This window comes from Sulfitobacter faviae, assembly GCF_029870955.1.
Lineage (GTDB): Bacteria > Pseudomonadota > Alphaproteobacteria > Rhodobacterales > Rhodobacteraceae > Sulfitobacter > Sulfitobacter faviae.
This window is the reverse complement of record NZ_PGFQ01000001.1, coordinates 1218931-1244111: the sequence shown is the minus strand read 5'-3', so window position 1 is coordinate 1244111 and position 25181 is coordinate 1218931. Positions and strand designations below refer to the sequence as shown.

Annotated in this window: 26 protein-coding genes and 5 pseudogenes; 10 read left to right on the top strand and 21 right to left on the bottom strand. The window is 63.8% G+C overall.

Annotated elements, in window-relative coordinates; genetic code table 11:
• Nucleotides 1-22: 22 nt before the first annotated feature.
• The 3 genes and pseudogenes from CUR85_RS06445 to CUR85_RS06435 form a co-directional block, all read right to left on the bottom strand.
• Nucleotides 23-475: a YaiI/YqxD family protein gene (locus CUR85_RS06445; RefSeq protein ID WP_067266034.1), complete on the bottom strand. Its 453-nt coding sequence runs from the start codon at nt 473-475 to the stop codon at nt 23-25.
• Nucleotides 476-478: 3 nt separating this feature from the next.
• A pseudogene (fghA, locus tag CUR85_RS06440) lies at nt 479-1311 on the bottom strand (S-formylglutathione hydrolase).
• A 28-nt stretch (nt 1312-1339) separates the two neighbouring features.
• Nucleotides 1340-2269 (bottom strand): AEC family transporter, encoded by a 930-nt coding sequence (locus CUR85_RS06435; RefSeq protein ID WP_067266029.1) that lies wholly within the window; start codon nt 2267-2269, stop codon nt 1340-1342.
• A 254-nt stretch (nt 2270-2523) separates the two neighbouring features.
• Here CUR85_RS06435 and CUR85_RS06430 point away from each other — a divergent pair, with 254 nt between their 5' ends.
• On the top strand, nt 2524-2991 hold the full coding sequence (locus tag CUR85_RS06430) for an I78 family peptidase inhibitor (protein WP_136720257.1): 468 nt from the start codon (nt 2524-2526) through the stop codon (nt 2989-2991).
• Nucleotides 2992-3000: 9 nt separating this feature from the next.
• On the opposite strand, the pseudogene paaK reads toward CUR85_RS06430, so the two are convergent.
• Both paaK and paaI read right to left on the bottom strand, forming a co-directional pair.
• Nucleotides 3001-4310 (bottom strand): annotated as a pseudogene (gene paaK, locus CUR85_RS06425) (phenylacetate--CoA ligase PaaK).
• Nucleotides 4310-4746, bottom strand: a pseudogene (gene paaI, locus CUR85_RS06420) (hydroxyphenylacetyl-CoA thioesterase PaaI). Before paaI ends, paaK begins: the two co-directional pseudogenes overlap by 1 nt.
• A 130-nt stretch (nt 4747-4876) precedes the next feature.
• Between paaI and CUR85_RS06415 the strand changes: the two are divergent.
• Entirely contained in the window at nt 4877-5224 is a 348-nt protein-coding gene (locus CUR85_RS06415) for a DUF2794 domain-containing protein (RefSeq protein WP_067266019.1), read from the top strand.
• On the opposite strand, the gene CUR85_RS06410 is transcribed toward CUR85_RS06415, so the two are convergent.
• The 3 genes from CUR85_RS06410 to CUR85_RS06400 all read right to left on the bottom strand — a co-directional run bounded on the left by CUR85_RS06410 (nt 5221) and on the right by CUR85_RS06400 (nt 7823).
• Nucleotides 5221-6003, bottom strand: a complete 783-nt coding sequence (locus CUR85_RS06410; protein ID WP_067266016.1) for a C40 family peptidase — start codon at nt 6001-6003, stop codon at nt 5221-5223. The two genes, CUR85_RS06415 and CUR85_RS06410, sit on opposite strands and share 4 nt — an antisense overlap.
• Nucleotides 6000-7382, bottom strand: a complete 1383-nt coding sequence (locus tag CUR85_RS06405) for a leucyl aminopeptidase family protein (protein ID WP_067266015.1) — start codon at nt 7380-7382, stop codon at nt 6000-6002. Before CUR85_RS06405 ends, CUR85_RS06410 begins: the two co-directional genes overlap by 4 nt.
• A gap of 63 nt (nt 7383-7445) precedes the next feature.
• The gene (locus CUR85_RS06400) at nt 7446-7823 is read right to left on the bottom strand and encodes a hypothetical protein (RefSeq protein WP_197470934.1); all 378 of its coding nucleotides are present in this window, start codon (nt 7821-7823) and stop codon (nt 7446-7448) included.
• A 153-nt stretch (nt 7824-7976) separates the two neighbouring features.
• Between CUR85_RS06400 and CUR85_RS06395 the strand changes: the two genes are divergently transcribed.
• Entirely contained in the window at nt 7977-8627 is a 651-nt protein-coding gene (locus tag CUR85_RS06395; RefSeq protein ID WP_067266009.1) for a carbonic anhydrase, read from the top strand.
• Nucleotides 8628-8699: 72 nt separating this feature from the next.
• Here CUR85_RS06395 and CUR85_RS06390 read toward each other — a convergent pair whose 3' ends face one another.
• The 3 genes from CUR85_RS06390 to CUR85_RS06380 all read right to left on the bottom strand — a co-directional run bounded on the left by CUR85_RS06390 (nt 8700) and on the right by CUR85_RS06380 (nt 10800).
• Nucleotides 8700-9722 carry an aspartate-semialdehyde dehydrogenase gene (locus CUR85_RS06390; protein ID WP_067266005.1) on the bottom strand — a complete coding sequence of 341 codons (1023 nt, stop codon included), beginning with the start codon at nt 9720-9722 and terminating at the stop codon, nt 8700-8702.
• Nucleotides 9723-9830: 108 nt separating this feature from the next.
• Nucleotides 9831-10505, bottom strand: coding sequence for a winged helix-turn-helix domain-containing protein (locus CUR85_RS06385; protein ID WP_082852096.1), 675 nt, complete (start codon nt 10503-10505; stop codon nt 9831-9833).
• Between the two features lies 1 nt (nt 10506).
• Nucleotides 10507-10800, bottom strand: a complete 294-nt coding sequence (locus tag CUR85_RS06380; protein ID WP_067265999.1) for a hypothetical protein — start codon at nt 10798-10800, stop codon at nt 10507-10509.
• Between the two features lie 217 nt (nt 10801-11017).
• On the opposite strand from CUR85_RS06380, the gene CUR85_RS06375 reads away from it, so the two are divergent.
• The 4 genes from CUR85_RS06375 to CUR85_RS06360 all read left to right on the top strand — a co-directional run bounded on the left by CUR85_RS06375 (nt 11018) and on the right by CUR85_RS06360 (nt 13567).
• Nucleotides 11018-11473, top strand: a complete 456-nt coding sequence (locus tag CUR85_RS06375) for a hypothetical protein (protein WP_280322256.1) — start codon at nt 11018-11020, stop codon at nt 11471-11473.
• Nucleotides 11470-11625, top strand: a complete 156-nt coding sequence (locus CUR85_RS06370; RefSeq protein WP_280322254.1) for a hypothetical protein — start codon at nt 11470-11472, stop codon at nt 11623-11625. The genes CUR85_RS06375 and CUR85_RS06370 overlap by 4 nt, the downstream gene beginning before the upstream one ends.
• Before the next feature lie 123 nt (nt 11626-11748).
• The gene (locus tag CUR85_RS06365) at nt 11749-12378 is read left to right on the top strand and encodes a ribonuclease HII (protein ID WP_067265994.1); all 630 of its coding nucleotides are present in this window, start codon (nt 11749-11751) and stop codon (nt 12376-12378) included.
• Between the two features lie 88 nt (nt 12379-12466).
• The gene (locus CUR85_RS06360; protein ID WP_136720258.1) at nt 12467-13567 is read left to right on the top strand and encodes a site-specific DNA-methyltransferase; all 1101 of its coding nucleotides are present in this window, start codon (nt 12467-12469) and stop codon (nt 13565-13567) included.
• A gap of 129 nt (nt 13568-13696) precedes the next feature.
• Here CUR85_RS06360 and CUR85_RS06355 read toward each other — a convergent pair whose 3' ends face one another.
• From CUR85_RS06355 to mutY, 3 genes and pseudogenes are all read right to left on the bottom strand, one after another.
• Nucleotides 13697-14122: a response regulator gene (locus tag CUR85_RS06355; protein ID WP_082852012.1), complete on the bottom strand. Its 426-nt coding sequence runs from the start codon at nt 14120-14122 to the stop codon at nt 13697-13699.
• Between the two features lie 68 nt (nt 14123-14190).
• Nucleotides 14191-15339 (bottom strand): alkane 1-monooxygenase, encoded by a 1149-nt coding sequence (locus CUR85_RS06350; RefSeq protein WP_136720260.1) that lies wholly within the window; start codon nt 15337-15339, stop codon nt 14191-14193.
• 66 nt (nt 15340-15405) lie between these two features.
• Nucleotides 15406-16469, bottom strand: a pseudogene (mutY, locus tag CUR85_RS06345) (A/G-specific adenine glycosylase).
• Nucleotides 16470-16551: 82 nt separating this feature from the next.
• Here mutY and CUR85_RS06340 point away from each other — a divergent pair.
• From CUR85_RS06340 to CUR85_RS06330, 3 genes are all read left to right on the top strand, one after another.
• Nucleotides 16552-17061: a DUF721 domain-containing protein gene (locus CUR85_RS06340; RefSeq protein WP_067263163.1), complete on the top strand. Its 510-nt coding sequence runs from the start codon at nt 16552-16554 to the stop codon at nt 17059-17061.
• Between the two features lie 208 nt (nt 17062-17269).
• Nucleotides 17270-17782 carry a DsbA family protein gene (locus CUR85_RS06335; protein ID WP_425520120.1) on the top strand — a complete coding sequence of 171 codons (513 nt, stop codon included), beginning with the start codon at nt 17270-17272 and terminating at the stop codon, nt 17780-17782.
• Nucleotides 17782-18900 (top strand): CaiB/BaiF CoA transferase family protein, encoded by a 1119-nt coding sequence (locus CUR85_RS06330; RefSeq protein ID WP_067263168.1) that lies wholly within the window; start codon nt 17782-17784, stop codon nt 18898-18900. Before CUR85_RS06335 ends, CUR85_RS06330 begins: the two co-directional genes overlap by 1 nt.
• On the opposite strand, the gene lpxK is transcribed toward CUR85_RS06330, so the two are convergent.
• The 7 genes and pseudogenes from lpxK to CUR85_RS06295 all read right to left on the bottom strand — a co-directional run bounded on the left by lpxK (nt 18897) and on the right by CUR85_RS06295 (nt 25180).
• Entirely contained in the window at nt 18897-19883 is a 987-nt protein-coding gene (lpxK, locus tag CUR85_RS06325; RefSeq protein ID WP_136720262.1) for a tetraacyldisaccharide 4'-kinase, read from the bottom strand. The two genes, CUR85_RS06330 and lpxK, sit on opposite strands and share 4 nt — an antisense overlap.
• The gene (locus tag CUR85_RS06320; protein WP_280322248.1) at nt 19870-20301 is read right to left on the bottom strand and encodes a 3-deoxy-D-manno-octulosonic acid transferase; all 432 of its coding nucleotides are present in this window, start codon (nt 20299-20301) and stop codon (nt 19870-19872) included. Before CUR85_RS06320 ends, lpxK begins: the two co-directional genes overlap by 14 nt.
• A gap of 305 nt (nt 20302-20606) precedes the next feature.
• Nucleotides 20607-21004: pseudogene (locus tag CUR85_RS20525) on the bottom strand (glycosyltransferase N-terminal domain-containing protein); the annotation flags it as partial.
• 113 nt (nt 21005-21117) lie between these two features.
• Nucleotides 21118-21360, bottom strand: coding sequence for a DUF4170 domain-containing protein (locus tag CUR85_RS06310; protein ID WP_067262181.1), 243 nt, complete (start codon nt 21358-21360; stop codon nt 21118-21120).
• A 63-nt stretch (nt 21361-21423) separates the two neighbouring features.
• Nucleotides 21424-22200 carry a 3'(2'),5'-bisphosphate nucleotidase CysQ gene (locus CUR85_RS06305; RefSeq protein ID WP_067262179.1) on the bottom strand — a complete coding sequence of 259 codons (777 nt, stop codon included), beginning with the start codon at nt 22198-22200 and terminating at the stop codon, nt 21424-21426.
• Nucleotides 22193-23539 (bottom strand): TldD/PmbA family protein, encoded by a 1347-nt coding sequence (locus CUR85_RS06300; protein WP_136720263.1) that lies wholly within the window; start codon nt 23537-23539, stop codon nt 22193-22195. The genes CUR85_RS06305 and CUR85_RS06300 overlap by 8 nt, the downstream gene beginning before the upstream one ends.
• A 111-nt stretch (nt 23540-23650) precedes the next feature.
• Nucleotides 23651-25180 carry a DUF2125 domain-containing protein gene (locus CUR85_RS06295; RefSeq protein WP_067261706.1) on the bottom strand — a complete coding sequence of 510 codons (1530 nt, stop codon included), beginning with the start codon at nt 25178-25180 and terminating at the stop codon, nt 23651-23653.
• Nucleotide 25181: the final 1 nt, after the last annotated feature.

The window sequence follows — 25181 nt, the reverse complement described above, 5'->3', positions numbered from 1 at the left end:
CTAACAATTGCTTAACGCGGGCCTACCCCCGCGCCGCCGCGCGCAGTTCCCGCTCCAATGCTTCGAGGAAACGGGAGCGGTCGGCCTTTGTAAACCCCTTGCCGCCGCCTTGGCGAAAGGGGTCGGCGGCGCGCAGGTCGGCCATCAGGTCGCGGGTCGCCAGCACGTTGCCGATGTTGCGCGCGGTCAGCGCCTCGCCGTTGTGTTTCAGCACCCTTGCGCCCGCCTCGACGCATTTGGCGGCCAGCGGGATGTCCCCCGTCACCACGACGTCACTTGGACCGCAACGCTCGGCGATCCACATGTCGGCCACATCGGGCCCGTCGGGCACGATCACCACCTCGACCAACGGGTTCTGCGACAGGCGCAGCCCGCCGTTGGAGACGAGGAACATCTTGATCTTGTGCCGTGTCGCCACCCGCTCGGCCTCGGCCTTCACAGGGCAGGCGTCGGCGTCGATGTAGAGCGCGGTCATGGCTCAGCCCGCGTAGAGCGCGTCGGCATGGAAGGCGACGTGATCTTCCATAAAGCTCGCCACGAAGAAATAGCTGTGGTCATAGCCCGGCTGCATGCGGAAGCTGCCCTGCTGGCGTTTTGCCGCCATGGCCTCGGCCAGCGCTTCGGGCATCAAAAGGTCGAGGAACTGGTCGCTCGCCCCTTGGTCGATCAGCACCGGCCCGTCGAAGCCCTTTTCGCGCATCAGGAGCGTGCTGTCGTGTTTCGTCCACGTGCTCTCGTCGGACCCGAGGTAGGCGGTGAGTTGCTTTTTGCCCCAATCGCTCGCCGTTGGATGGGTGATGGGCGCGAAGGCGGAGACTGAGAGGAAACGCCCCGGCAGGTTCATCGCCAGCGTCAGCGCGCCGTGGCCGCCCATGGAATGGCCGGTGATGCCTTGACGCTCCATATCGAGGGCGAAATTCTCGCCCAGCAGGGCGGGCAGTTCCTCGGCCAAATAGTCCCACATCTGGTAGTGCGCCGCCCAAGGGTCTTGGGTCGCGTTCACATAGAACCCCGCGCCTTTGCCAAGGTTGTAAGCGTCATCATCGGCCACAGCTTCACCACGCGGGGAGGTGTCGGGGAAGACCAGCGCGATGCCATGCTCCGCGGCCCAAGCCTGCGCGCCCGCCTTGGTCATGGCGTTCTCATGGGTGCAGGTCAGGCCCGAGAGATACCACAGCACCGGCACCGGGCCGTCCTGCGCCTCGGCGGGGAGAAACAGGCCGAATGTCATGTCGCAGCCGCAGGTGTCGGAGGCGTGGGAGTACACCCCTGCGTGCCACCGAAACAGGCGTTTTCCGAGATGGTTTTCATGGCAGCGTTCCTTTCGAACTTGAGTGTGTCACAGGGCCGAGACCCAGCCGACGACAAGGCTGACGGTCACGATACTGACCGTGGTTGAAACGAGAATGGCGGCAGAGACCCGCTGAGGGGCGACGCCGTAGTGTTGGGCGAGCATATAGACATTGCCCGCGACCGGGAGAGAGGCCGTGGCGATGATGACCCCGGCTTTATACGGGTCGACGCCGAAGAGAAACAGCGCGCCAAAGGCCACGAAGAGCGGGTGCAGCACCAGTTTGCAAAAGGTCAGCCAGCCCGCGATCTCGATCCGCTCGGCGGATTTTGAGGCCAGCGAGGCGCCGATGGCGAACAGCGCACCGGGGGTGGCAGCGCCGCCAAGGATGGCCAGAAATTCGTTCAGCGGCACGGGGATCGGGATGCCGAAGCCGGACCAGAGGAACCCCAGCGTGATGGCGACGATCATCGGGTTTTTCAGCAGGCCAATCCCGACGATCTTAAGCGTCGCCAGCCGCAACTGCCCCTCGCGGGAGCCGGTGATCAGGATCACGATGAGGCTGGAAAAGATGATCATGTCGACGGTCAGTGCCAGCAGCACGGGGCCGATGGCATCCGGCCCTAAGAGCAGCGTCAGCATCGGCACGCCCAGAAAGCCGGTGTTGCCGATCACGGCGCATTGCGCCTCGATCCCGTTGGTGGCCACGTCGAGCCCGCGCAAAAAACCGACGAGGCTGGCGATGGCATAGACGAAGGTCGTCCCCCAGAGGTAGGCGGCGACAAGGCGGCTGTCCCAGACCTCGGCCAAGGACAGATTGGCGGAAAAGCGGAACAGCATCGCCGAAAGGGCGAAGTAGAAGACGAATTTGGTGAGATAGGCCGTCGCTTCGGCTGAGAAGAACCGCGTGCGCCCGGCCCAGTAGCCAAGGCCGATCAGCGCAAAGAACGGCAGGGTTTTCAGGAAGATCGCGACCATGGGTCAAGCATTAGCCAGCCCGCCCTTGGGGTGCAATGGGGCAGGGGCTTGGGCCTTGGCTGAACCGATCGACACCACCCGCGCGCTCATGCGGCTGCGGCCAGCGGGATCGCCCCGGGCAGCCCCGTGATCTCGCCGCCCCAGCAGTCCTATCGGCAGGTTCCGGCAAGGGCAAAGCGCCCGGCCCTTGGCGGGGCGGGTCAGGGAGCTACCTGTTGCGGGATGGACGCCACGCGAAGAACGAGGTTTGGAATATGAGAGTAGTTTTCTTGGCACCCCTAGTGCTGGCCGGATGCGCTGAATTGTCGACAGCGCCGGTGCAGAACCCGATCCCGGCTCCCGCGCCTGCGGCCACCACACCCCCGCCTCCGCCGCCATCGCCGGAACCCGTGCCTTCGGCCCCGGCGCGGTCCGAAACCCCCAGCAGCCCGGCCAAGCCCAAACCGCTGCCGGAGTCGGTCGTCAACGCGGTGAACGACAGCTCCAGCCCCTCTGAAGATGACGGGCAAGAAGAGCTTGCCGCCGCCGAGCCGCCGACCGACACCTGCAAAGAGGGCAGTTGGTGGGGGCTGATCGGTCGCCCGAAATCGGCAGCGAGCATCGTCTCCGAGCCCAAGCGCGTCTATACAGAGGGCGACCCGGTGACGATGGACGCCAATCCCAACCGCACCAACATCGTCTTGGACGCGGAAGGCAAAATCGCCAAAGTCACCTGCGGCTAGGGGCGTCCCCTAGCCCTTGGGGCGGTTGTCGAGAATACGCACAGCTTTGCCCTCGGACCGGGCAACGCCGCCCACGTCCATGACCTCAACCGTGACCGAGATGCCGACGGTCTGTTTGATATGTGCCGACAATGCCTTGATCGCAGCAGCCCGGGCATCGGTGGTCACGCTGGCGTCAGCGCATTCACACAGCACGCGCATCTGGTCCATCCGGTCGGGGCGCGAGAGTTCGATCTGGAAATGCGGGGCCAAGCCCGGCGTGGCCATCAGCGCCTCTTCGATCTGGGTGGGGAAGACATTGACGCCGCGCAGGATGATCATGTCGTCACTGCGCCCGGTCACCTTCTCCATCCGCCGCATGGAGCGCGCGGTGCCCGCCAGCAGCCGGGTCAGATCGCGGGTGCGGTAGCGGATGATTGGGAAGGCCTGTTTCGTCAGTGAGGTGAAGACCAACTCACCCATTTCGCCATCCTCGACGGGGGCGCCAGTCTCGGGGTTGATGATCTCGGGGTAGAAGTGATCTTCCCAGATGTGCAGCCCGTCCTTGGTCTCTACGCATTCCATTGAGACGCCCGGCCCCATGACTTCGCTGAGCCCGTAGATGTCGACCGCATGCATGTCGAAGGCCTGCTCGATCTCCTGCCGCATGGCGTTGGTCCAAGGCTCAGCCCCGAAGATGCCGACTTCGAGCGAGGATTGGCGCGGGTCGATGCCTTGTTTGGCAAACTCATCCAAGATCGACAGCGCGTAGGACGGGGTGACCGTGATGCCCTTGGGGGCAAAATCTTCGATCAGGCGCACTTGGCGCGGGGTCATCCCGCCCGAGATCGGCACGGTCGACAGGCCAAGCGCATCGGCGCCGAGGTGGATGCCCAAGCCGCCGGTGAACAGCCCATAGCCATAGGCATTGTGCAGCATCTCGCCCGGGCGCATCCCCGCCGCGCGCAGGGAGCGGGCGACGACTTGCCCCCAGTTCGCCAAATCGTCCTTGGTATAGCCAACCACGGTCGGCTGCCCGGTGGTGCCGGATGAGGCGTGAATGCGCGCCACCTGATCACGCGGCACGGCGAACATGCCAAAGGGATAATTGTCGCGCAGGTCAGTCTTTACCGTGAAGGGAAAGCGCGAAAGATCGGAAAGCTGTTTCAGATCATCAGGATGCACGCCCGCCTCATCGAAGCTTTGCTTGTAGAAAGGGACGTTGTCATAGGCATGGCGCAGGGACCATTTCAGTCGGTCCAATTGCAGGGCGCTGATCTCGTCCCGGCTGGCGATCTCAATCGGGTCGAGCGTATCCTTCGCGGGGTCAGGTCTTTCATCAGGTCGGCTCCTCCTCGGTAAATAGCTGGCCCTTGATGCTGCGGGAGAGCCCGCGAAACAGGGCCACGACACGGTCATCCTCGCCCGTGACGGTCACGTCATAGATGCCCGACCGACCGCTGCGCGACACTTCGCGTGCGGTGGCGGTCAGCCGCTCCTCCGGCTGGCCGGGGCTGAGATAGGTGATCTGGTTCTGCTGGGCGACAGTGGTCTGGTTGTAGCTGTTGCAAGCAAAGGCAAAGGCGCTGTCGGCCAGCGTGAAGATGAAACCGCCGTGGCAAATCCCATGCCCGTTCAGCATGTCCGGACGCACTGACATTGACAAAACCGCGCCCCGGGGGTGACTTCGTCGATCCTCATGCCCAATCCGGCCGAGGCGGAATCTCGGGCGAACATCACCTCGGCACATTTGCGGGCGCGGGCGTCTGGGGTCATTCCGTCATGCCTTTGTGTTTCATTTTCAAGATTGGTTGCACAATTCTGTAACGCTTTCAAGAAATTTTGAGCCGCGCTTTCGGCCATGTCAGGGCTTGATTTGGCCCCCGTCAGGGTCAACTGTAAAGCCATGAGCATAGAGCCCCCATCGCCGATCACGGCTTTCGAGCGCCCTGTCGAACAGGTCGCCTTTCACCGCACCGAACTGTCGCTGATCTTATCGCTCTACGGGCGTATGGTCGCGGCGGGGGAGTGGCGTGACTACGGGATTTCGCACCTTAAGGACGTGGCCGTCTTTTCGGTCTTTCGCCGCACGGCTGAGATACCGCTTTACCGGATCGAAAAGCGTCCCAAGCTGCGCAACCGGCAGGGGATGTATGCGGTGGTGGGCACCGGCGGGCAGGTGCTGCGCCGGGGCCATGACCTGAAGGCCGTGCTGCGCGTGTTGGAGCGCAAGCTGATCCGCGCAGTAGATTAAACGCCGGGGCGGCGATGGGCCGTCACCGGGCCGTCACCGCCCGCTTCGATCCGGGCGATGGCCTCGGCGATGTTTTCATAGCTCACGGCCATGGCGTGGGCATTGGCGTGGATCATCGTCTCGCCATCCACCACCAGCGCGACATGGCCTTTCCAGAACAACAGATCATTGCGCTGATAGGCGCCGCTGACGGGGGCGCCCACCGTCTTCTCTTGCTGGTCGCTGTCACCGGGGCAGGGGATGCCGCAGGCCAGCAGCGCCGCTTGGACGAGGCCCGAACAATCGATCCCCCAACGGCTGTTGCCGCCCCAGAGATAGGGCGTGCCAAGGAACAGCGCGGCGATCTGCGCGGGGTCGGCCTCTCGGCTCTCGACGGGTGCAAGGTGGCCCAGCGGAATGTGCCCCTGCGGGGTTTCGGCGAAATCTTTGGCCTCTGCCGTGACCGTGACGCGCGCACCGTAGCTGAGGCTCAGCAGGTCCGGCGATTTCAGATCGGCGTCGCGATAGGCATGGGTGGCAGGCACGCAGACGCGGTGGGTGGCGCTGCGCGGGGTGCCAAGGGTGCTTTGCAGAACATGCCCGCAATAGCCATCCTTCTCGGCCTTCACATAGGTCCAGCCCGACGCCTCATGCAGCACGGTCACCTGCTCGCCGAACAGCAGCTGCCGGTCGCGCGGCCCGTCGGGGCGTCGGCAGAGGTCGGCCACCGGCGCCGCCACCTGCGCGGGGCGGTTCTGGGTCGCCAGCGCCGGGTCTGGGGTGAGACGCGGGTCGCTCATGATTTCAGCAAGGCAGGCAGGGCGGCATAGATCGCGCGGGTGCCTTGGCCGGTGCCGCCTTTCGGGCGGGCGGGGGCGTCGGCAGGTTGCCAGCCGTAGATGTCGAAATGCGCGTATTTGCTGTCGGTCACAAAGCGGCGCAGGAAGAGCGCGGCGGTAATCGACCCGGCAAAACCGCCCTTGGGCGCGTTGTCGAGGTCGGCGATGCCGGGTTCGATCAGCGCCTCGTAGGCATCATGGAATGGCATCCGCCAGACCGGATCGGCAGACCCGGCAGCGGCGCTTTCCAAAGCCGAGACGAAGGCGGCGTCGTCACTGTAATAGGGCGCAAGGTCCGGCCCCACGGCCACGCGGGCGGCCCCGGTCAGCGTCGCCATCGAGATGATCTGATCGGGCTTGTCCTCATCCGCCAGCGCCAGCGCATCGGCCAGCACCAGACGCCCTTCGGCATCGGTGTTGTTGATTTCAACCGTCAGCCCCTTGCGCGAAGTCAGGATGTCGCCGGGGCGGAAGGCATTGCCGGATACGGAGTTCTCAACCGCCGGGATCAGCACGCGAAGCTGCACCTCCATGCCGGTGGCCATGATCATATGCGCCAGCCCCAGCACGGCGGCGGCCCCGCCCATGTCCTTTTTCATCAGTGCCATCGAGGCGCCGGGCTTCAGGTTCAGCCCGCCAGTGTCGAAACAGACGCCCTTGCCCACCAGTGTCAGCTTTGGCCCCGCGTTGCCCCATGTCATGTCGATCAGCCGCGGCGCGCGGTCGGCGGCGCGGCCCACGGTGTGGATCATCGGCAGGTTGTTTTCCAGAAGGGCATCGCCGGTGGTTACCTCGATCTGCGCCCCATGCCGCTCGGCCAGTTTGCGCGCGGCGGCTTCAAGATCGGGCGGCCCCATGTCGGAGGCGGGTGTGTTGATCAGGTTGCGGGTCAGCATCTCACCCGTGGCCAGCGCGGTGATCTGCTCGGCGTCGACCCCCTCGGGCGCGACGAGGCGGGCGGTCAGCGGGGACTGGTCGCGGTAGCGGTCGAAACGATAGCCCGCCAGCAGCCAGCCAAGCGCCTCTGTCGCCGCCTGATCCTCGGGCAGGCCGCTTTCGATCCGGTAGTCCCCGGCAGGAAGCTTGGCTGCAGCGGCGGCAAGGTGAAAGCGGCCCCGGCGGCGGGCAGCCTCGGACCCGTAGCCCGCCAGTGCCATCACCGGCGCGCCCTCGGCCCCCGGCACCACAAGCGCTTGCCCAAGGCCGCCGGCAAAGCCGCTGGCCTTCACCCATGCCTGCACAGCGCCGGGCTGATCGGCAAGCCAGCCTTCAAGCGCGGTCTCGCTCAAGACATGAAGCGGCAGGGCATTGGCGGAGGGGGCGGCGAATTCGGCGGACATGACAAACCTTTGCAAATCTGGATTTGCGCGCAGCCTACCTTTTCCATCGCCACCCGCAAGCGATCAGATCGTGATCTCTGGCAGGTCCCATATCGCGGTCAGCGACCGTTCGCCGCTGCGGATCAGGCGCGACAGCGTGGCCGCGGTGGCGGTCTCATCCCCCGCGTCGATACAGGCCATCACATCCGCCGCCACCCGAGCGACGAGCGCCATGCCGATTTGATCGGCGATGGCGATCAGGCGGTGCACGCTTTTGCGCAGCCCGGCGCGGTCTTGGCCCTCATGGAGCCTTTTGCAATGGGACAGGCGCAGGGCCAATTCCTCCATCGCGCGGCAGAGAACATCTTCGGCTCCCACCTCACCCAGTTGTGTGTAGAGCAGCGCCAGCCGCTCTTGATCGACGCAGACCTGTTCGGTCGGGCGAATTTGCATAAGTTGCATTCCAGTCATCCTTCGATCGCCCCCACGGCCTAAGGGCAATATGGCGCATGAAGGTGTGCAAAGGGTTGCGATGATTGTGCCTTTTCTCTCGAATTCGTATGGCATTTGCGCTATCTGCGCTAAAACCGCATCACGCATTAGGGACGTTTACACATGGACAAGGCCAAGGCTCTGCCGTCGTATCTGTTGCAACGCTATCACGGGTGGAAGGCGACCGGCTATGCCGAGAACCAGTCGTGGTATCGCCGCCTTGCTTCCGAAGGGCAGCATCCACGCGCCATGGTAATTTCCTGCTGCGACAGCCGGGTGCATGTGACCTCGATCTTCGGGGCCGATCAGGGCGAGTTCTTTATTCACCGCAACATCGCCAACCTCGTGCCGCCTTACCAGCCCGACGGCAACCAGCACGGCACCTCGGCGGCGATCGAATATGCGGTGACGGCGCTGAAGGTCGCGCATGTGATCGTGTTGGGCCATTCCAGCTGCGGCGGTGTGGCGGGCTGTGCCGCCATGTGCCGGGGCGAGGCGCCGGAGCTTGAGAAGAAAGACAGTTTCGTGGGCCGCTGGATGGACATCCTGCGCCCGACCTTCGATTCCGTGTCCAGCATCAAGGACAAGCGCGAGCAGGAGCGTCAGCTCGAGAAGCTCGCCGTTGTCACCTCGCTGGAAAACCTGATGACCTTCCCATGGCTGAAAGAGGCGGTCGAGAAGGACGAGTTGTCGTTGCACGGTCTTTGGACCGACATCGGCGAGGGCGGGTTGGAGCATTACTTGCCCGAATTGGGCGCGTTTGAGCCGGTCTGACCGTCGATGAATCGTAGAACGAAAAAGGGGGCCGATTGGCCCCCTTTCTTGTTTCTATGCTAAGGCTGAACCTCAGCCCTTTTTCAGCACTTCGCGGCCCAGCAGCTCGGCGATCTGCACGGCGTTCAGGGCGGCACCCTTGCGCAGGTTGTCGCTGACGCACCACAGGTTGATGCCGTTGTCGATGGTGCTGTCCTGACGGATGCGGCTGATGAAGGTGGCGAAATCGCCGACGCATTCCACCGGCGTGACGTAGCCGCCGTCTTCGCGCTTGTCGATCACCATGATGCCCGGCGCTTCGCGCAGGATGTCGCGGGCTTCGGCTTCATCAAGGTGGTCTTCGAATTCGATGTTGATCGATTCCGCATGGCCCACGAAAACCGGCACGCGCACGCAGGTCGCGGTGACCTTGATCGACGGATCGACGATCTTCTTGGTCTCGGCGACCATCTTCCATTCTTCCTTGGTCGAACCGTCTTCGAGGAAGACGTCGATATGCGGAATCACGTTAAAGGCGATCTGCTTGGGGTAGACCTTGGCCTCGTAATTGTCGGTCGGGTTGTAGACCGATTTGGTCTGGTCCCAGAGCTCGTCGATGGCCTCTTTGCCCGAGCCGGAAACCGACTGGTAGGTGCTAACCACGACGCGCTTGATCTTGGCGCGGTCATGCAGCGGCTTCAGCGCCACGACCATCTGCGCGGTGGAGCAGTTGGGGTTGGCGATGATGTTCTTCTTGGAATAACCGTGCACGTCTTCGGGGTTCACCTCCGGCACGATCAGCGGCACTTCGTTGTCGTAGCGGTAGAGCGAAGAGTTATCGATCACCACGCAGCCCGCTTTGGCAGCGGCGGGCGCGTATTTCTTGGTCGCCTCGGAGCCCACGGCGAAAAGCGCCATGTCCCAGCCGGTGAAATCGAAAGTGTCGAGGTCTTTGGTCTTGAGGGTCTTGTCCCCGAAGGTGATCTCAGTCCCGAGCGAACGGCGGCTGGCAAGAGCCACGATCTCGTCCACGGGGAACTGACGCTCCGCAAGGATATTCAACATTTCACGGCCCACATTGCCTGTGGCACCGACGACGGCGACGCGATAACCCATCTGATTACTCCAGTCTGTCCAATTTAATTTGACGCCATTTAACGTGCCTGCGGGGCATTGGCTAGGGCCAGCCGTGCGCGGGCGGGGCAGGGCGGCGCTTTGCCGGGGTTAAAGAACCTTGATCACGTCCTTGTTGATCGCCAGCATATAGCCGCGCCGGGCGATGTTCTTGACCAGCAGTTCCGACACCAGCTGGTTGCCAAGCGTGTCGCGCAGGCGTTTGATCCGCGTGGCACCGGCGGCCTCATCACAGTCGGCAGGGCTGCGGCCCGAGATCATGCCTTCAATCTCGGAACCCGACAGCACGTCGTCATCCATCCGCGCCTCGGCAAGGACCGACATCGTCTCCATCGCAGCAGCCGTCAGTTTGAAGCCGAGGTTGTTGAGATAGACGGTATTCTCTTCCCGGCTGATCAGCAGGGAATTGACCTGGATGCCCGTCCGCTCAATCTGGGCCATGCGGCGGTTGAAGCCGATCAGCATGAACAGAAACACCATCGCCGCGACCAGCATGGCGCTGGCAAAGACCAAAAGCACCACGATCACGATGCGGTAGCTGGCCAAAGTCTCGGAAAAGGCGGTGCCGGACTGGGCGAGGATTTCCAGCAGCTTGATCTCGGCCTGGGTGGTCAGATCGTCGTTCTCGATAAAGATCCGCTCGACCCGGGCGTTAAAGACGTTCGCATCCGGCAGCGCCCAGAGCAGCACAAGCGCCCCGACCAAAAGCACGGCGACCACGGCGGCGATGCCACCGATCACGAAACGCCCGCCAAATCTGCGCATGTCAGAAGCGGAGGTAGAATGTTCCTGCACTGTCTTTCCTTTGATCCAAGCCTTCGTCCCCGAAAACAGACAGCACATTCAACAATGTCCAGCCCTCCGCTGCAAGACGCGGCGTGAGTTCGGTTTCGGCGGAGGCTGGCTCACAGGCCCCGGAGATCTGCGCCACCCCATAGTGAAGGCGCAGCGGATTGTCTTGCTTGGCCTTGTAATCGGCAAAGCATCCAGCCGTTGCCGCGGCGGGCAGGGCCAGAATGACCGCCAGCGCGGTCAGCAATGAGAGACATGGGTTTTTCATATGTTTTTAATGCGCTTTCACCCGCTGATATTCAATAACCAAGGCGTTTTGAGCGCCTTGTTATTGGATAGCGCCCCCCTGTTATTGCCTGTCTTTGGCCCTCATCCCAGTTTGGTGGCACCAACAGACACACGAACCGATACGCGGCCCCCGAGTTATGGCCGCAGAGGATCAAGGGCGCAGCGAAACGCGCCGATAACGAGAAGGGACCAGACCCATGTACCGCAAGTTCATTGCTACCATCGCCGCCCTGTCGGTTGCCATCACTGCCTTTGACGCCCGCCCGGCTGCTGCCGATGAAAAAGAGGTGCTGCGCACGCTCGCCGCGATTGCGGGTGTCGCGATCGTGGGCAAGATGATCTACGACAACAACAAAGAGCGCAAAGAGCGTGAGACCGTGACCCGTCGCCGTGCCGCGCCGGTCTATGAGGCGCCCCGGTATTACCCCACGGTTTCCAAGCGGCCCCATCCGCGCCCCTATGTTGACCCGCGCCCGCGCCGCGCCGCAGCAGCGACTGGACCCGCCCTGAGCGCGACCGTGCCACTTACCCTGAGCGCGACCGTGCCACTTACCCTGAGCGCGAAGTGCGCCCCCTGCCTGAGCGCGTGGACCGCAAGCTCCTGCCGCAGCAGTGTTTTCGCAGCTATGAGGGCGATGAGGGCAAGGTCATGATGTTTGGCGAGCCCTGCCTTGAAAAGAATTACTCCTATGCCGATCGCCTGCCCCGCTACTGCGCCAAACGCGTCAGTACCGCCGAGGGCGCGCGCTACGGCTATGACGCCCGCTGTCTGCGCGACTCGGGTTACAGCTTGGCGCGTCGGTAAATCCGGCGTGCCTTGACCGAGCGGCACGTCCCTGTCGCTCGGGTTTTGAAAGGGGGGTGTTCGGGCGCCTCCCCTTTCTCTTTTCTGTTGCACCTTAGGGGCGCATGCGGTTTCACCAGCCCCATGATACCTGACTATGAACTCGAACGCGGGGCGATGACCCGCGGCTTTCGCACCATCGCCGGTGTGGATGAAGTGGGCCGTGGCCCGCTGGCCGGGCCGGTCACTGCCGCCGCCGTGGTCTTTGCCGAAGGGCAGATCCCCGAGGGGCTGAACGATTCCAAGAAACTGACCGCCCGCGCCCGTGAAAAGCTTTATGAAGAGATCATGTCGGTCGCCGTGGTCTGCGTGGCCCATGCCACGGTCGAAGAGATCGAGGAACACAACATCTTGCGTGCCAGCCATCTGGCCATGACCCGCGCCTTGGCCGGTTTGGCCTGCAAAGCGGACTATGCGCTGATCGACGGCAATATGCTTCCGCGTGATTTGGCGCTGCCCGCGCAACCTGTGGTGAAGGGCGATGCGCGCTGTCTGTCGATCTCGGCGGCTTCTATTGTTGCGAAAACCGTGCGCGATAACCTCATGGTGGATTTGGCGCAACAGCATCCGGGTTACGGTTGGGAAACCAATATGGGCTATGGCTCGAAAAGCCACATCGCCGCCCTGCAGGATCTTGGTGTCACCCCACACCATAGACGTTTGTTCAAACCGGTACACAATATCTTGTATCAAGCCAATTTGTTAACCGATTGATTCAAAAAAGAAATTGACCACGATTCTCTGATGGCTCATTTTATCCACAACCAATGAGCGCTTAAGCGCCGGGTAATGAGGCAGAGATATGAAAACGATGACAAAGGGCGCCGCGGCGCTTCCCTTGAACACTATTGTTGCGGGCGATTGCATTGAGGCAATGAACGCCCTCCCAGCAGAATCGGTGGATCTGATCTTCGCGGATCCACCCTACAACTTGCAGTTGCGAGGTGATTTGCATCGCCCCGACAACTCCAAGGTCGATGCAGTTGATGACGAATGGGACCAATTCGCCAGCTTCAAAGCCTATGACGAATTCACCCGCGCATGGCTCAAAGCCGCGCGGCGTCTGCTCAAGCCCGATGGCGCAATCTGGGTGATCGGCAGCTACCACAACATCTTTCGCGTCGGTGCCGCGCTTCAGGATCAGGGCTTCTGGATCCTTAACGACGTGGTCTGGCGCAAGTCGAACCCAATGCCGAACTTCCGTGGCAAGCGCTTTACCAATGCCCATGAGACGATGATCTGGGCCGGCAAGAGCGAGAACAGCAAATACACCTTCAACTATGAGGCGCTGAAGGCGCTGAACGAAGGCATCCAGATGCGCAGCGATTGGGTGCTGCCGATCTGCACCGGCCATGAGCGTCTGAAGGATGAGGCGGGCGAGAAAGCGCATCCGACGCAGAAGCCCGAAAGCCTGCTGCACCGCATCCTCGTCGGCTCGACCAACCCCGGCGACGTGATCCTCGACCCGTTCTTCGGCACTGGCACCACCGGCGCCGTGGCCAAGATGCTGGGCCGCGATTTCATCGGGATCGAACGTGAGGAAGCCTATCGCAAGGTTGCCGAAAAGCGGATCTCGATGGTGCGCAAATTCGACAACGAAGCGCTGCAAACCACCACCTCCAAACGCGCCGAGCCGCGTGTGCCTTTCGGCCAGCTGGTCGAGCGTGGCATGCTGCGCCCGGGCGAGAACCTCTATTCCATGAATGGCCGCCACAAGGCCAAGGTCCGCGCCGATGGCACCCTGATCGGCAGCGATGTCAAAGGGTCGATCCATCAGGTGGGCGCGGCCTATGAGAAAGCCCCCAGCTGCAACGGCTGGACCTATTGGTGCTACAAGAAAGACGGCAAGAATGTCCCCATCGACATTCTGCGTCAGCAGATCAGAGCCGAGATGGCGAACTGATCCACCCCGGATAATCGAACACCGCCGGCACCCGTGGCCCCTCTGCGTGAGGGGCATGCACACGGGTGCCTACCTTGACCCCGCCCAATGGCGGGGTTTTTTTGGTTCTGCTTTTTCTGTGAGGCTGGCCTAATGCATCTGCCGGTTGCGGCCCTGAAGCGCGCGCAGCGCAGCGGCGAGGTAGCTGGCATCGAAGTCGCATTTATTCACCACATAGAGCACCCCGGCAGAGGCGGCTTTCTCCCACATGATCGGAGAGGGCCAATCGCTGAGCATGATGACGGGGGTTTGAGCGTGGCGATGATCACAGGCCAGTTCCAACGCGAAATTTGCGCCCAGCCCATCGGGCAGGTTGTTGTCGAGCAGGATCAGCGCCTTGTCCCCGGCGCGGAGCGCCCGGCGTGCGGCTTCGATGCTGGGGGCGAATTCGACCTGCATCCCGCCATAGGCGCGGGCCAGAACGCGGCGCAGCCTTTCTCTGTCAAATTCACTGTCTTCGACGATCAGACAGGTGCCATCATAGGCCGCCCGCGCGGGCGTTTGTTGGTGCTGCATCAATACCACTCCACTGGTAACAATCGCAGCTTTTCTGGCAGGCAAAGTTTAACTTTGCGTTGCCGTGTTCAGAGCCGGGGCAGGGGATTGCTGGCCTTGTTGTAGGCTTTCCAATCGGTGATCTCAGGGTAATACATCTCGCGCCATTTGCGCACCCGCGGGTTCATGACGCGCCGCCACAGTGGCGGCACCATGGCGGCCATGGTCATCACCGGATAGCCATAGGGAAGCTGTGGCGCGTCGCCCGTGCCGTAGGTCTGCAAGACCGGAAAGCGCCGGTCGGGTTTGTAGTGGTGATCGGAATGGCGTTGCAGGTTGATCAGCAGCCAGTTGCTGGCCTTATGTGCCGCGTTCCACGAATGGCGCGGCTGGACATGTTCATATTTTCCGCCGCCCAGATGTTTGCGCGTCAGCCCGTAGTGTTCGATGTAATTGACCAGTTCCAATTGCCAGATCGCCACCCCGGCTTGGACAAGGAACAGGCCCAGCCCGCTCCAACCGCCCAAGATCAGCGCCAGCAGCAAAAAGGTGGCTTGCAGCGCCCAGTATTTGAAAAAGGGATTGCCCGGATCGGTCCAAGGCAGCCCCTTTCGGGCCAGCATGTTCTTTTCCGCTTGGAAGGCCGAGGTGAGCGACTCGCGCAGCACGCGGGGGTAGAAGCGATGAAACCCTTCGTTGTAGCGCGCCGTCACCGTGTCGCGCGGGGTGCCGACATGGCGGTGGTGCACCAGCAGATGCTCTGACCGGAAATGCGAATATAGCACCATGGCCAGCAGGATATCCGCCAGCCGCCGCTCGGTCTTGTTACGTTGGTGCATCAGCTCATGGCTGTAGTTGATCCCGATGGTGCCGGTGATGACGCCGACGCCAAAGAACAGAAAGATCCGCTCTGCCGTGCCCAGATGCCCGGCGCGTGTGGCGTAGTAGATCAGGCCAAAGACGGTGAGGAATTGCAGCGGGGTCCAGAGCAGGGTGACAAGGCGGTACCAATAAAGGTCATCTTCCGTCGCCTCCAGATCGGCGTTGTCGAGGTTCAACCCCAGCACCGCGTCGAGCATTGAAAACAGATACCATGTCACCAGCGGCAGCAGTGCGATGGTCCAGCCGCCCTGCGCCGCACAGAACCACGCCAGCGGGATCAGCAGCAGGGACATCCAGAAAGGCAGGGCGCGCGACAGACGGGCGAGGTCTTGGGCGGCGATGATGCGGTTGGCCATGGGGCACCTCATAGTTGCGCGCCAGATATACCGCAGTTTATCCGAGGCTCAAAGCCTGACGCGGCGCTATCGCGCGAGGTCGAAGGCTTTGCGCATGACGGTGGGCAGATCGCTGGGGCGGAACTGGTTCTGGCCGATGAATTCACCGTTTTCGGGGCGGCTGTCATGGCCGACCCGGGCGTGCTGTACCGTCAGCATCAGATGAAAATGGGTGAAGGTGTGGCGCACCTCGCCGGGCAGGGCGCGCCAATCGGCGGCCAAGGGCGGCATGCCTTCGGGCCGCGGCTCGGATGTGTCGACCCAGTCGGAGCCGGGCCAGCCGAGCATACCGCCAAGCAGCCCCTTCTCGGGCCGCGTCTCTAGCAGCCATGCGCCATCCTCGCGCTCTGCCAGATAGACCGTGCCGTGACGGATGGGTTTCGGTTTCTTCGGCGTCTTCTTGGGCAAGAGCGCCGCCGTGCCTTCCGCCCGCGCGGCGCAGGGATCGCGCCAAGGGCAAATGCCGCAGGCGGGGGATTTCGGGGTGCAGATCGTGGCGCCGAGATCCATCACCGCTTGGGCATAGTCGCCGGGCCGGGCCGCGGGGTCAGGGCGGCGGCGCGGGCCATCAGCTCGGGCTTGGCGGCGGGCAGGGGCGTGTGGGTGTCATAGATCCGCGCCATCACCCGCTCCACATTGCCGTCGAGCACCGCATGGGGCAGATCGAAGGCGATGGAGGCAATCGCTGCCGCCGTATAGGGCCCGATCCCCGGCAGTTTCAGCAGCGCGTCGTGATCCGCGGGGAAATTGCCGCCATGCTCATCCACCACCACCCGCGCGCATTTCAGCAGGTTGCGGGCGCGGGCGTAATAGCCAAGCCCGGCCCATTCGGCCATCACATCGGCATCCTCGGCAGCGGCGAGGGCGGCCACATCCGGCCAGCGGGCGGTGAACCGTGCGAAGTAATCCTTTACCGTGGCCACGGTGGTCTGCTGCAACATGACCTCGCTCAGCCAGATGCGGTAGGGGTCGGGCATGACTCCGGCGATCCGGTCCTGCGGCGGCACCCGCCATGGCAGGGCGCGGGCATGGGTGTCGTACCACTCTAGCAGGATCGGCGGCAGCTCGCTGACGCGGGTTTTCTCACGCAATGTTTAGGCCTTTCGACGGGGCAGGGGCTGGTGACGCTGGGGCAAATGGTTATGTATGTCAGCACATTCGGGAAACAAAGCCATGCCGCCACGTCGTACGACTACAAAAGGGTTCAAACGCACCAACAGCCTGCTGTCGCAACAGATCCGCAAGGCGAGCGAGACGCGCGGCTTTGCGCAATCGCGTCTGCTGACCCATTGGGCTGAGATCGCGGGCGAGGCGACCGCCGCCATCTCGCGCCCTGTCGAGATCAGCTATGGCCGCAAGGAAGGCATCGGTGCCACCCTGACCCTGCTGACCACCGGGGCCAATGCGCCCATGCTGGAAATGCAGAAAGAGCAACTGCGCGCGCGGGTCAACGCGGTCTACGGCTACAACGCCATCGCGCGGGTGCGGATCACCCAGACGGCGGCGACCGGATTTGCCGAAGGGCGCGTCGCTTTCGATCACAAGCCCAAGGGCGAGAAGCCCCGCCCCAACCCCGCGTTGCAACAAAAAGCAGCCGAGGCCGCCAAGCCGGTGGCCGATGAGGGGCTGCGCGAGGCCCTTGCACGTCTGGGCGAGAACATATTGAACAAGAACCAAAGCTGACGATCTGATAGCTGGTCAAACGGAAGGAACATCCTATGAATCGCAGAAACGTAATCCTTGGCGGTCTTGCCACCCTCGGCGTCGGCGGCTGGTTCGCCGCGAGCAGCTTTGGCTCGGCCCCCTTGGCAGCACTGCGCTGACCCCCTTCGTCGGCGCTGCGAACGCGCAAACGACCGAGGGCGAAGTCGACACCTCCGGCATCACCGAGATGGTCCTGGGCGATGAGAACGCGCCGGTGACGGTTGTCGAATACGCCTCTTTCACCTGCCCGCATTGCGCGACCTTCCACAACGACACCTTCAAAAAGCTGAAGGCCGATTACATCGACAGCGGCAAGGTCAAGTTCATCTACCGCGAAGTCTACTTTGACCGCTACGGTCTCTGGGCCTCCATGGTGGCGCGCTGCGGCGGGCAGGAGAAGTTCTTTGGCATCGCCGACCTGATCTACAAATCGCAAAGCGAATGGACCCGCGCGGGCGAGCCTGCCGCCATCGTCGATGAGCTGCGCAAGATTGGCCGTCTGGCCGGGCTCGATAACGAGACGCTGGATGAATGCCTGAAAGACGGCGGAAAGGCCGAGGCGCTGGTGGCATGGTACACCGCAAACGCCAAAGAGGATGACATCTCAAGCACGCCGAGCTTTGTCATTGACGGCAAGAAACACTCCAACATGTCCTATGCCGACATGAAGGAAATCCTCGACGAAGCGCTGGCTGGCTAATGACCGCACCGCTTGCAGGACTGAAAGTCGTCGAATTGGCGCGTGTTCTGGCTGGCCCTTGGGCCGGTCAGACACTGTCGGACCTCGGATGCGAGGTGATCAAAGTGGAAAGCCCGGCGGGGGATGACACCCGCCAATGGGGGCCACCCTTCGTCACCCGGGAGGAGGATGTCACCGCTTCCTATTTCCACTCGACCAACCGGGGCAAAGCCTCGGTCACCGTGGATTTCCGCACTGAGGAAGGTCAGGCGCAGGTCAAAGAGCTTTTGGCCGATGCGGATATCCTGATCGAGAATTTCAAGACCGGGGGATTGGCAAAATACGGGTTGGACTATGCGAGCCTATCTGCGCAGTTCCCGAAGCTGATCTATTGTTCGATCACGGGGTTCGGCCATACCGGGCCTTATGCCCATCGCGCGGGTTATGATTTCATCATCCAAGGCATGTCCGGCCTGATGTCGATCACCGGAGAGCCGGACGGCCAGCCGCAGAAATCCGGCATGGCGATCACCGATATCTTTACCGGGGTCTATGCCAGCACCGCGATTCTGGCCGCCGTTCATCAGCGTCACCAAACCGGGGTGGGCCAGCATATCGACATGGCCCTGCTTGATTGCGCCGTGGCGATCACCGGCAATCAGGCGATGAACTATCTCACCACCGGCAAGGCGCCGACGCGGATGGGCAACGCCCACCCCAACCTGACGCCCTATGAGGTGTTTGAGTGTTCCGACGGCCATCTCATCATCGCCACCGGCAATGACGGGCAGTACCAGCGCCTGTGTCAATTGCTGGGGCTCGATGACATGGCCACCGCGCCGGAGTACCTCAAGAACGCCGACCGGGTCGCCAACCGGCCCGAGATGATCCGCCGCCTGACCGGGGCGACCCGGCTGCGCAGCCGTGACGACCTTTTGGCCGCTTGCGAAGCGCATGGCGTGCCTGCCGGGCCGATCAACGACATGGCCGATGTCATGGCCGATCCGCAGGTCGTAGCGCGGGGCATGCAGATCGAACTCGACGGTGTGCCGGGGCTGCGCTCGCCCTTTACCTTTTCGGGGGCCGAGCTTTCGCTGCACCGGCCTGCGCCGAAACTGGGCGATGACAACAAGGCCTAAGGCGGTGGCAGCCTGTCCAGCGCTGCATGCAGCGCGTTGCCTTCGGGCAGGGACAGGCGCACCGGCAGGGTCAGCACCTTGGCACGGAACTCCATCGGCAGGCGCACCGCGTCTTTCTCGGTGGTGACAAGCTGGGCGCCGCGCATCGCGGCCTCGGCCTCCAGCCGCAGCATCAGCCGCGAGGTCAGCGGCTGGTGATCCTCCAGCGCCTCGGCATGAAGGATCGTCGCCCCCAGCCCGCGCAGCGTGGCGAAAAACTTCTCTGGATGGCCGATGCCTGCAAAGGCGAGGACTTGGGAATCCGACCAATCCATCCCGGTTTGCAACGGCGCGAGTTCGGCGCGGGCGTGCGGCAGGTCTGTCTTGGGCAGTCGTTTCGCAAAGCGCGCTTGGGCCGCCTCATCCCCGATAGAGAGCAAGAGATCGGCCCGCGCCAGCCCCGCCGCGACAGGCTCACGCAGCGGCCCGGCGGGCAAGCACAGGCCGTTGCCGAACCCTTTGACCGCGTCTACCACGACGATGCTCAGATCCTGCACCAGCGCGGGGTTCTGAAAACCGTCATCCAGCACCACCAGCGTGGCCCCCGCAGCTTCGGCGGCCTGCGCGCCCGCTGCGCGATCCCGGGCGACCCAGACATCCGCAAAGGCGGCGAGCAGCAGTGGCTCGTCCCCGATCTCCTCGGCGCTGTGCTGCACGGGATCGACCCGCACTGGCCCCTCTAGCGTGCCACCATAGCCGCGTGAGACGACATGCGGGCGATGGCCGCGCTCCAGCAGATATTGCAGCACAGCCATCACCGTGGGCGTCTTGCCGGTGCCGCCTGCGTTGATATTGCCGACGCAGATCACCGGCACCCCCAACCGCAGCGGCGTGCCGCCCGCCAGCCGCCGCGCGGTGGCCGTGGCATAGAGCGCGCCCAGCGGTTGCAACAACCGTGCGCGCCAGTCGGGGCGGGGCAGATGCCAGAAATCAGGCGCGCGCATCGGATGCTCCCATTTCTTCGTCGAGCCGGTCTTGCACCATATCAATCACCCTATCGGCCAGTTCGGCCCCTTCGCTGATCACGTCCCAGCCCGCATGGGCCATGGTGGCGGCCTGATCCGGCGCAATCAAGCGCGACACCGCATTGCCAAGCGCGCCCGCGTCATTGACGATCCGCGCCGCGCCTGCCGTGGCGAGCCGCCCGTAAGAGGGCAGGAAGTTGCGCACCTTGGGACCGTAGAGCACCGCCGAGCCAAGCGCCGCGGCCTCGAAGGGGTCGCAGCCGCCGTGGCCCGAGACCAGCGAAGACCCGAGGAAAGACACCGGCGCCACCCGAAAGAACAGCCCCCGGTCGCCCGGATCGTCCGCCACCATGACCTGCGTCGTCTCATCGGGGTAAGGGTCGTCGCCCCACCGCATCGTGGTGAACCCCGCGCGCGGGCGCGCTCATGGGCGATATCGGCGGTCGGGTAATCATGGGTGTGCAGGATAAGCAGCAACCGATGCGAGAGGCGCAGCGCTTGGCGATGGGCGGTGAGCACGACAGGTATCTCTCCGGCCAAAACCTGCGTCGCATACCAAACCGGACGCCCGACCAGACAGGCCGACATATCCGCCAAATCCGATTCCGCGCAGCGCAGCGCCTGACCACCCGCCAGCAGCGGCGAGGTCACCTGCCCCTTGTTGCGCGGCAGGCCCAGCTGCACGAGGCGGCGCAGCACGGCGGGGGAACGGGTCAGCACCTGATCGAAGGCCGCCAGCAACTGCCGCGTCACATCGGGCAGCCAACGGTCCCGGCGGCCATCGAAACCGGCGCTGTCGGCGTCGATCATCATCATGGGGCAGCCGCGCGCTGCGGTCTCCAACACGAGGTTGGGCCTCAGCCCGCCCCATGTCCACAGGCAGAAATCGGGCCGCCAGTGGTCAAGGAACCGCGCCACATTGTCGGGGTGTTCGCTGGGGCGGGGAAGATGAACAGATCGCGCGTCTCGGGCGTGGGCAGCTCTTGGGCCGCCGCGCTTTCCGAGAGGGTGACCAGCACTGCGACCCGGTCGCGCATCGCCATGAACCGTTTGGCAAGGTCGAGCACGGCCAACACGTTGCCCGCTTCGGCGGCATGCATCCAGACCAGCTCCCCTCGGGGCGGGGGGCGTAGGGCGGCGCGTCTTCGGCCCCGCCCCGGCGCACGAGGGCGCGATAGGCTGCAAGCCCCAGCGACCGCGCCGCCATGGTGGTTTATTCCAGCTCTTCGGTGGGCGAGGCCGAGGTCTCTTCGTCGCGCAGTCGGTGCAGATGGGCGATGTAATAGCGCATATGCGCGTTATCCACGGTGCGATGCGCTTCGGATTTCCATGCGTCATAGGCGCTGGCATAATTGGGGAAGATCCCGACGATGTGGATGTCGTCGACATTCTTGAACGCGTTCTTGGTCGGATCGACAAGTTCGCCACCGAAAACAAGGTGCAGGCGTTGGGTCATTGAGCTGTCCTTTGATCTGTCAAAGCTGCGGTGCTGCGCATAGTGCCTAGCAGATGAGGCCGGTCACGCAAGGGCGTCGATCAGCGCGCGCTGCACCGAAGGCCCACCCGCCACGATGCCATCAACACGCGGGTCGCGGTTGTTGAACCTAAGCGGTGCGCCCGTGGCGGTGGTGCAACTGCCGCCCGCTTCGGCCACGATCAGCGTGCCGGCGGCGATGTCCCATTCCCATGTGCGGCGCAGGGTGATCATCGCGTCGAAAGAGGCATCGGCCACCAGCGCCATACGGTAGGCGAGCGAGGGGCGGTAGCTGCGTTTGAACACCGGTGCCGCGCCGCCGTGCCAGCGTTCGGCCACCAGCGCGGGCCGCGCGGCAAGCACGGTCGCCTCGGCCAGTTTGCCCACCTCGGAGGTGCGGATCGGCGCGCCGTTCAACGTGGCCCCGCCGCCCCGGTGCGCGGCATAGAGCATGTCGCGCATCGGCAGATAGACCACCGCCGCCGTCACCGCGCCGCCCTCGGCCACCGCCAGCGAATGCGCCCAAGTGTCGGACCCTTCGACAAAGCTACGGGTGCCGTCGATCGGATCGATGATGAAGACCCGCTCATGCCCCAGCCGGTCGGTATTGTCCTCCGTCTCCTCAGACAGCCAGCCATAGTCGGGCCGCGCCCTGCGCAACTCCGACAGCAGCAGATCGTTCACCGCCAGATCGGCTTCGGTCACCGGGCCTGCGTTATCGGGCTTGTCCCAACGTTTCGCCGTGGCCCCGACAAAGCCGCGCGCCACGGCACCCGCCTTGCGGGCGGCGTCGATCAGGAGGGTGAGATCGTCCTCAGGCACCGGCAAGGGTCATTCCCGGCACCAGCAGCGAAGGCACCACGCGGCTAAGATGCGTCCGCGCGTCATTGGCGGGGATCATCGCCCGCAGCATGTCACGCAGGTTGCCCGCGATGGTGCATTCGTTGATCGCATGGGTGATCTCACCATTCTCGACCCAGAGGCCCGAGGCGCCGCGCGAATAGTCGCCCGTGTTGGGGTTGATCGTGCTGCCGATCATGGAGGTCACCAATAGCCCCGTGCCCATCTCGGCAATCAGATCGTCGCGGCTGGCCTCGCCTTGGGTCAGCGCGATGTTCCAGTTCGACGGCTGCGGGCCAGAGCCGGGGCCGCGCGCGGCGTTGCCGGTGGGGCTGAGTTCCAGCTTGCGGGCGGTGGCGAGGTCGAGCGTCCAATCTTGCAAGATGCCCTTGTCGACGATGGCCCGCCGTTGGGTCGGCAGCCCTTCGGCGTCGAAGGGGCGCGAGCCGGTGGCGCGGATGCGGGTCGGGTCTTCGATCAGGGACAGGGCTTCGGGCAGCACCTGTTCGCCCTTGGCATCGCGCAGGAAGGACGCGCCGCGCGCAATCGCCTGACCGTTGATCGCCCCCAACAGGTGCCCGATCAGCGAGGCGGCGATGCGTTCGTCGAACAGCACCGGGTAGCTGCCGGTGGGGGGCTTGCGGGCGTCGAGCCGCGCCAGCGCGCGTTCGCCCGCGCGTGTGCCGATCTCCTGCGCGTCGCGCAGATCGGCCTGAAAGATGCGGCTGTCGCCGTCATAATCCCGCTCCATCCCGGTGCCGCTGCCTGCGATGGCGACACAGGACAGCCCGCGTTCGCTGCGGGCATAGCCGCCCTCGAACCCGTTTGTCGCGGCGAGGTAAATCTCTTGCGCGCCATAGCCCGCGCCCGCCGATTGCACTTGGCTGACCCCTTTGACGGCGAGCGCGGCGGCTTCGGCGCGGGCGGCGTCCTCTTGCAGGGCTTCGGGGGAAGGTTCGGGCGTGGGGTCGCAAAGCTCCAGCCCTTCGGCATCGCGGCGCGGTGAGAGTTGATCGGGGTCGGCCAGCCCGGAATAAGGGTCTTCGGGCGCTTCTCGGGCCATGGCGACGGCGCGTTCGGCCATTTCCTCGATCGTGCGCGATGACGTGTCGGAGGCCGAGACATTGGCCGAACGTTGGCCGACGAAGACCCGCAGCCCGATGTCCGTCCCTTCGGAGCGTTCGGCCTGTTCCAGCGCCCCGCCGCGCACTTCGATCGAGACAGAGCTTGCCGTGATCGCCATGGCATCGGCCGCATCCGCCCCGGCCTTGGTGGCCGCGTGAAGGAGGGACTTGGTCAATGCATCAAGGGCGTCTGGCATGGTCTGGCTCCTTTTGGGGTTGGAAAAGGGGTAATCCCCTGCCCCGCGGGGGCAAGGGCTGGGCTCTATTTTCCCAGATAGGGCAGGCGCGGCGCAGGGCCGCGCCGCCGGTTATTTGATCTGCTGACCGTTGGCGAGGATGCCGCCCTCTTCGGTGAACTCGATTCTGGAGGTCAGGGAATCTTCGCCCTCGCCCGGCACGGTGAAGAGGCCCATCATCATCCGCGCGCCCATCGCCTGATCCTGCGGCACGAGGCCCATCGCCACCAATTTGTCGAGCAGGGCCACACCGCCGACCAGCGACAGATCCAGTGCGCCCACGGGTTTCGGCATGCCGGGCACGGTTTGCATATCGTCATTGTCAAAGGTGATCGCGCCCGAGGCGTCGAACTCGGCCCCGGCCACGTCCAGCGACACTTCGTTCACGTTCAGCGCGTGAATCTCGCCCGGCGCCTCACCGCCCATGGTGGCGGTGACTTCGGGGTCCATCAGTTCGAACAGCAGTTTGGCCTTGCCCGACAGGTCCACGACCAAGGTCGCCGGGTCGCGGGGCAATTGGCCGGTGGGATCGAAGATGCCCCAGATCATGTCCGACATCTCAAAACGGTCGAGCGTGACGCCAAAGGCGAAATCCTGTGGCTCTTCGGACTTCAACACCGGCATTTTGAGGTTAAAGGCGCTCTCTGCCATGCTGAACTGGATCGGGAAGGGCATGTCGGCGGCGGTCACGCTGACCTCAATGTCCTGCTGGCCGCCGTCATAAGAAAGCCCCTCCGGCCCCATGGCCACGCCGAGCTTCGCCCCGGTCGAGCTTGAGATCAGTTGAAACTCCCCATTCTCGGGGTCGGAAACCTGCATGTCGGTGCGGCCCGCGCCAGCGGTAAAGCTACCGTCGAAGGCAAGACCTTCGCGCATCATCGCGGCCACGTCGGCGCCTGCGTCGATCATCGGCAGCGTGCCGCTGCCGTCAAAAACCACCTGATCGACCCCGCCCGTCACGGCAACGCGGGCCGGGTCTTCGGGGGTTTTCATCACCACGTCATATTGCAGGCTGTCGATGCGGCCCGATTGGTCATAGCGGCGCGTCTCGGTGCCGGTCATCTCGGTCCGGCTGCTGACGCCGGTACCGATCAGCGTGAACTTGGCTTCTTCCTCGGTATAGCTTTGCTCGCCCACCTTGAGCCCGGCCAGCGTGAGCGAAATGCTGTCGGCGGCATAGTCGTATTGCAGTGCCTCGGCGCTGCCGCTGGCGCGCATCACCGGCGCGGTCTGGGCGTAGTTCAACACCATCGACACCGGTTCATCCTCCGCCGTTTCGGGCGCGACGTTGATCGTCATCGGCATGACGGTGGGCATGCGGATATTGACCGCCCCGTCACCTTCGGGCTCAAAGCTGAGCGTCCCGAGCGACATGGAGAAATCGCCGCCCTCTTCGGCCATGTCCATCTTCAGGGTCACATCGCTGACGGTCAGGTCATCGCCGTTGAAGGCTTCGCTTGCCTCGACCTCATAGCCCATGCTCTCCATATACTGGCGCCAATCGCCCCAGACGTCGGAAGGGGTCAGGTCGGCCCAGAGGGGCGTCGAAGCCAGCGTGACCGGCAGGGCGAGGAACAGCGATGCGGTGGAAATGCGAGACATC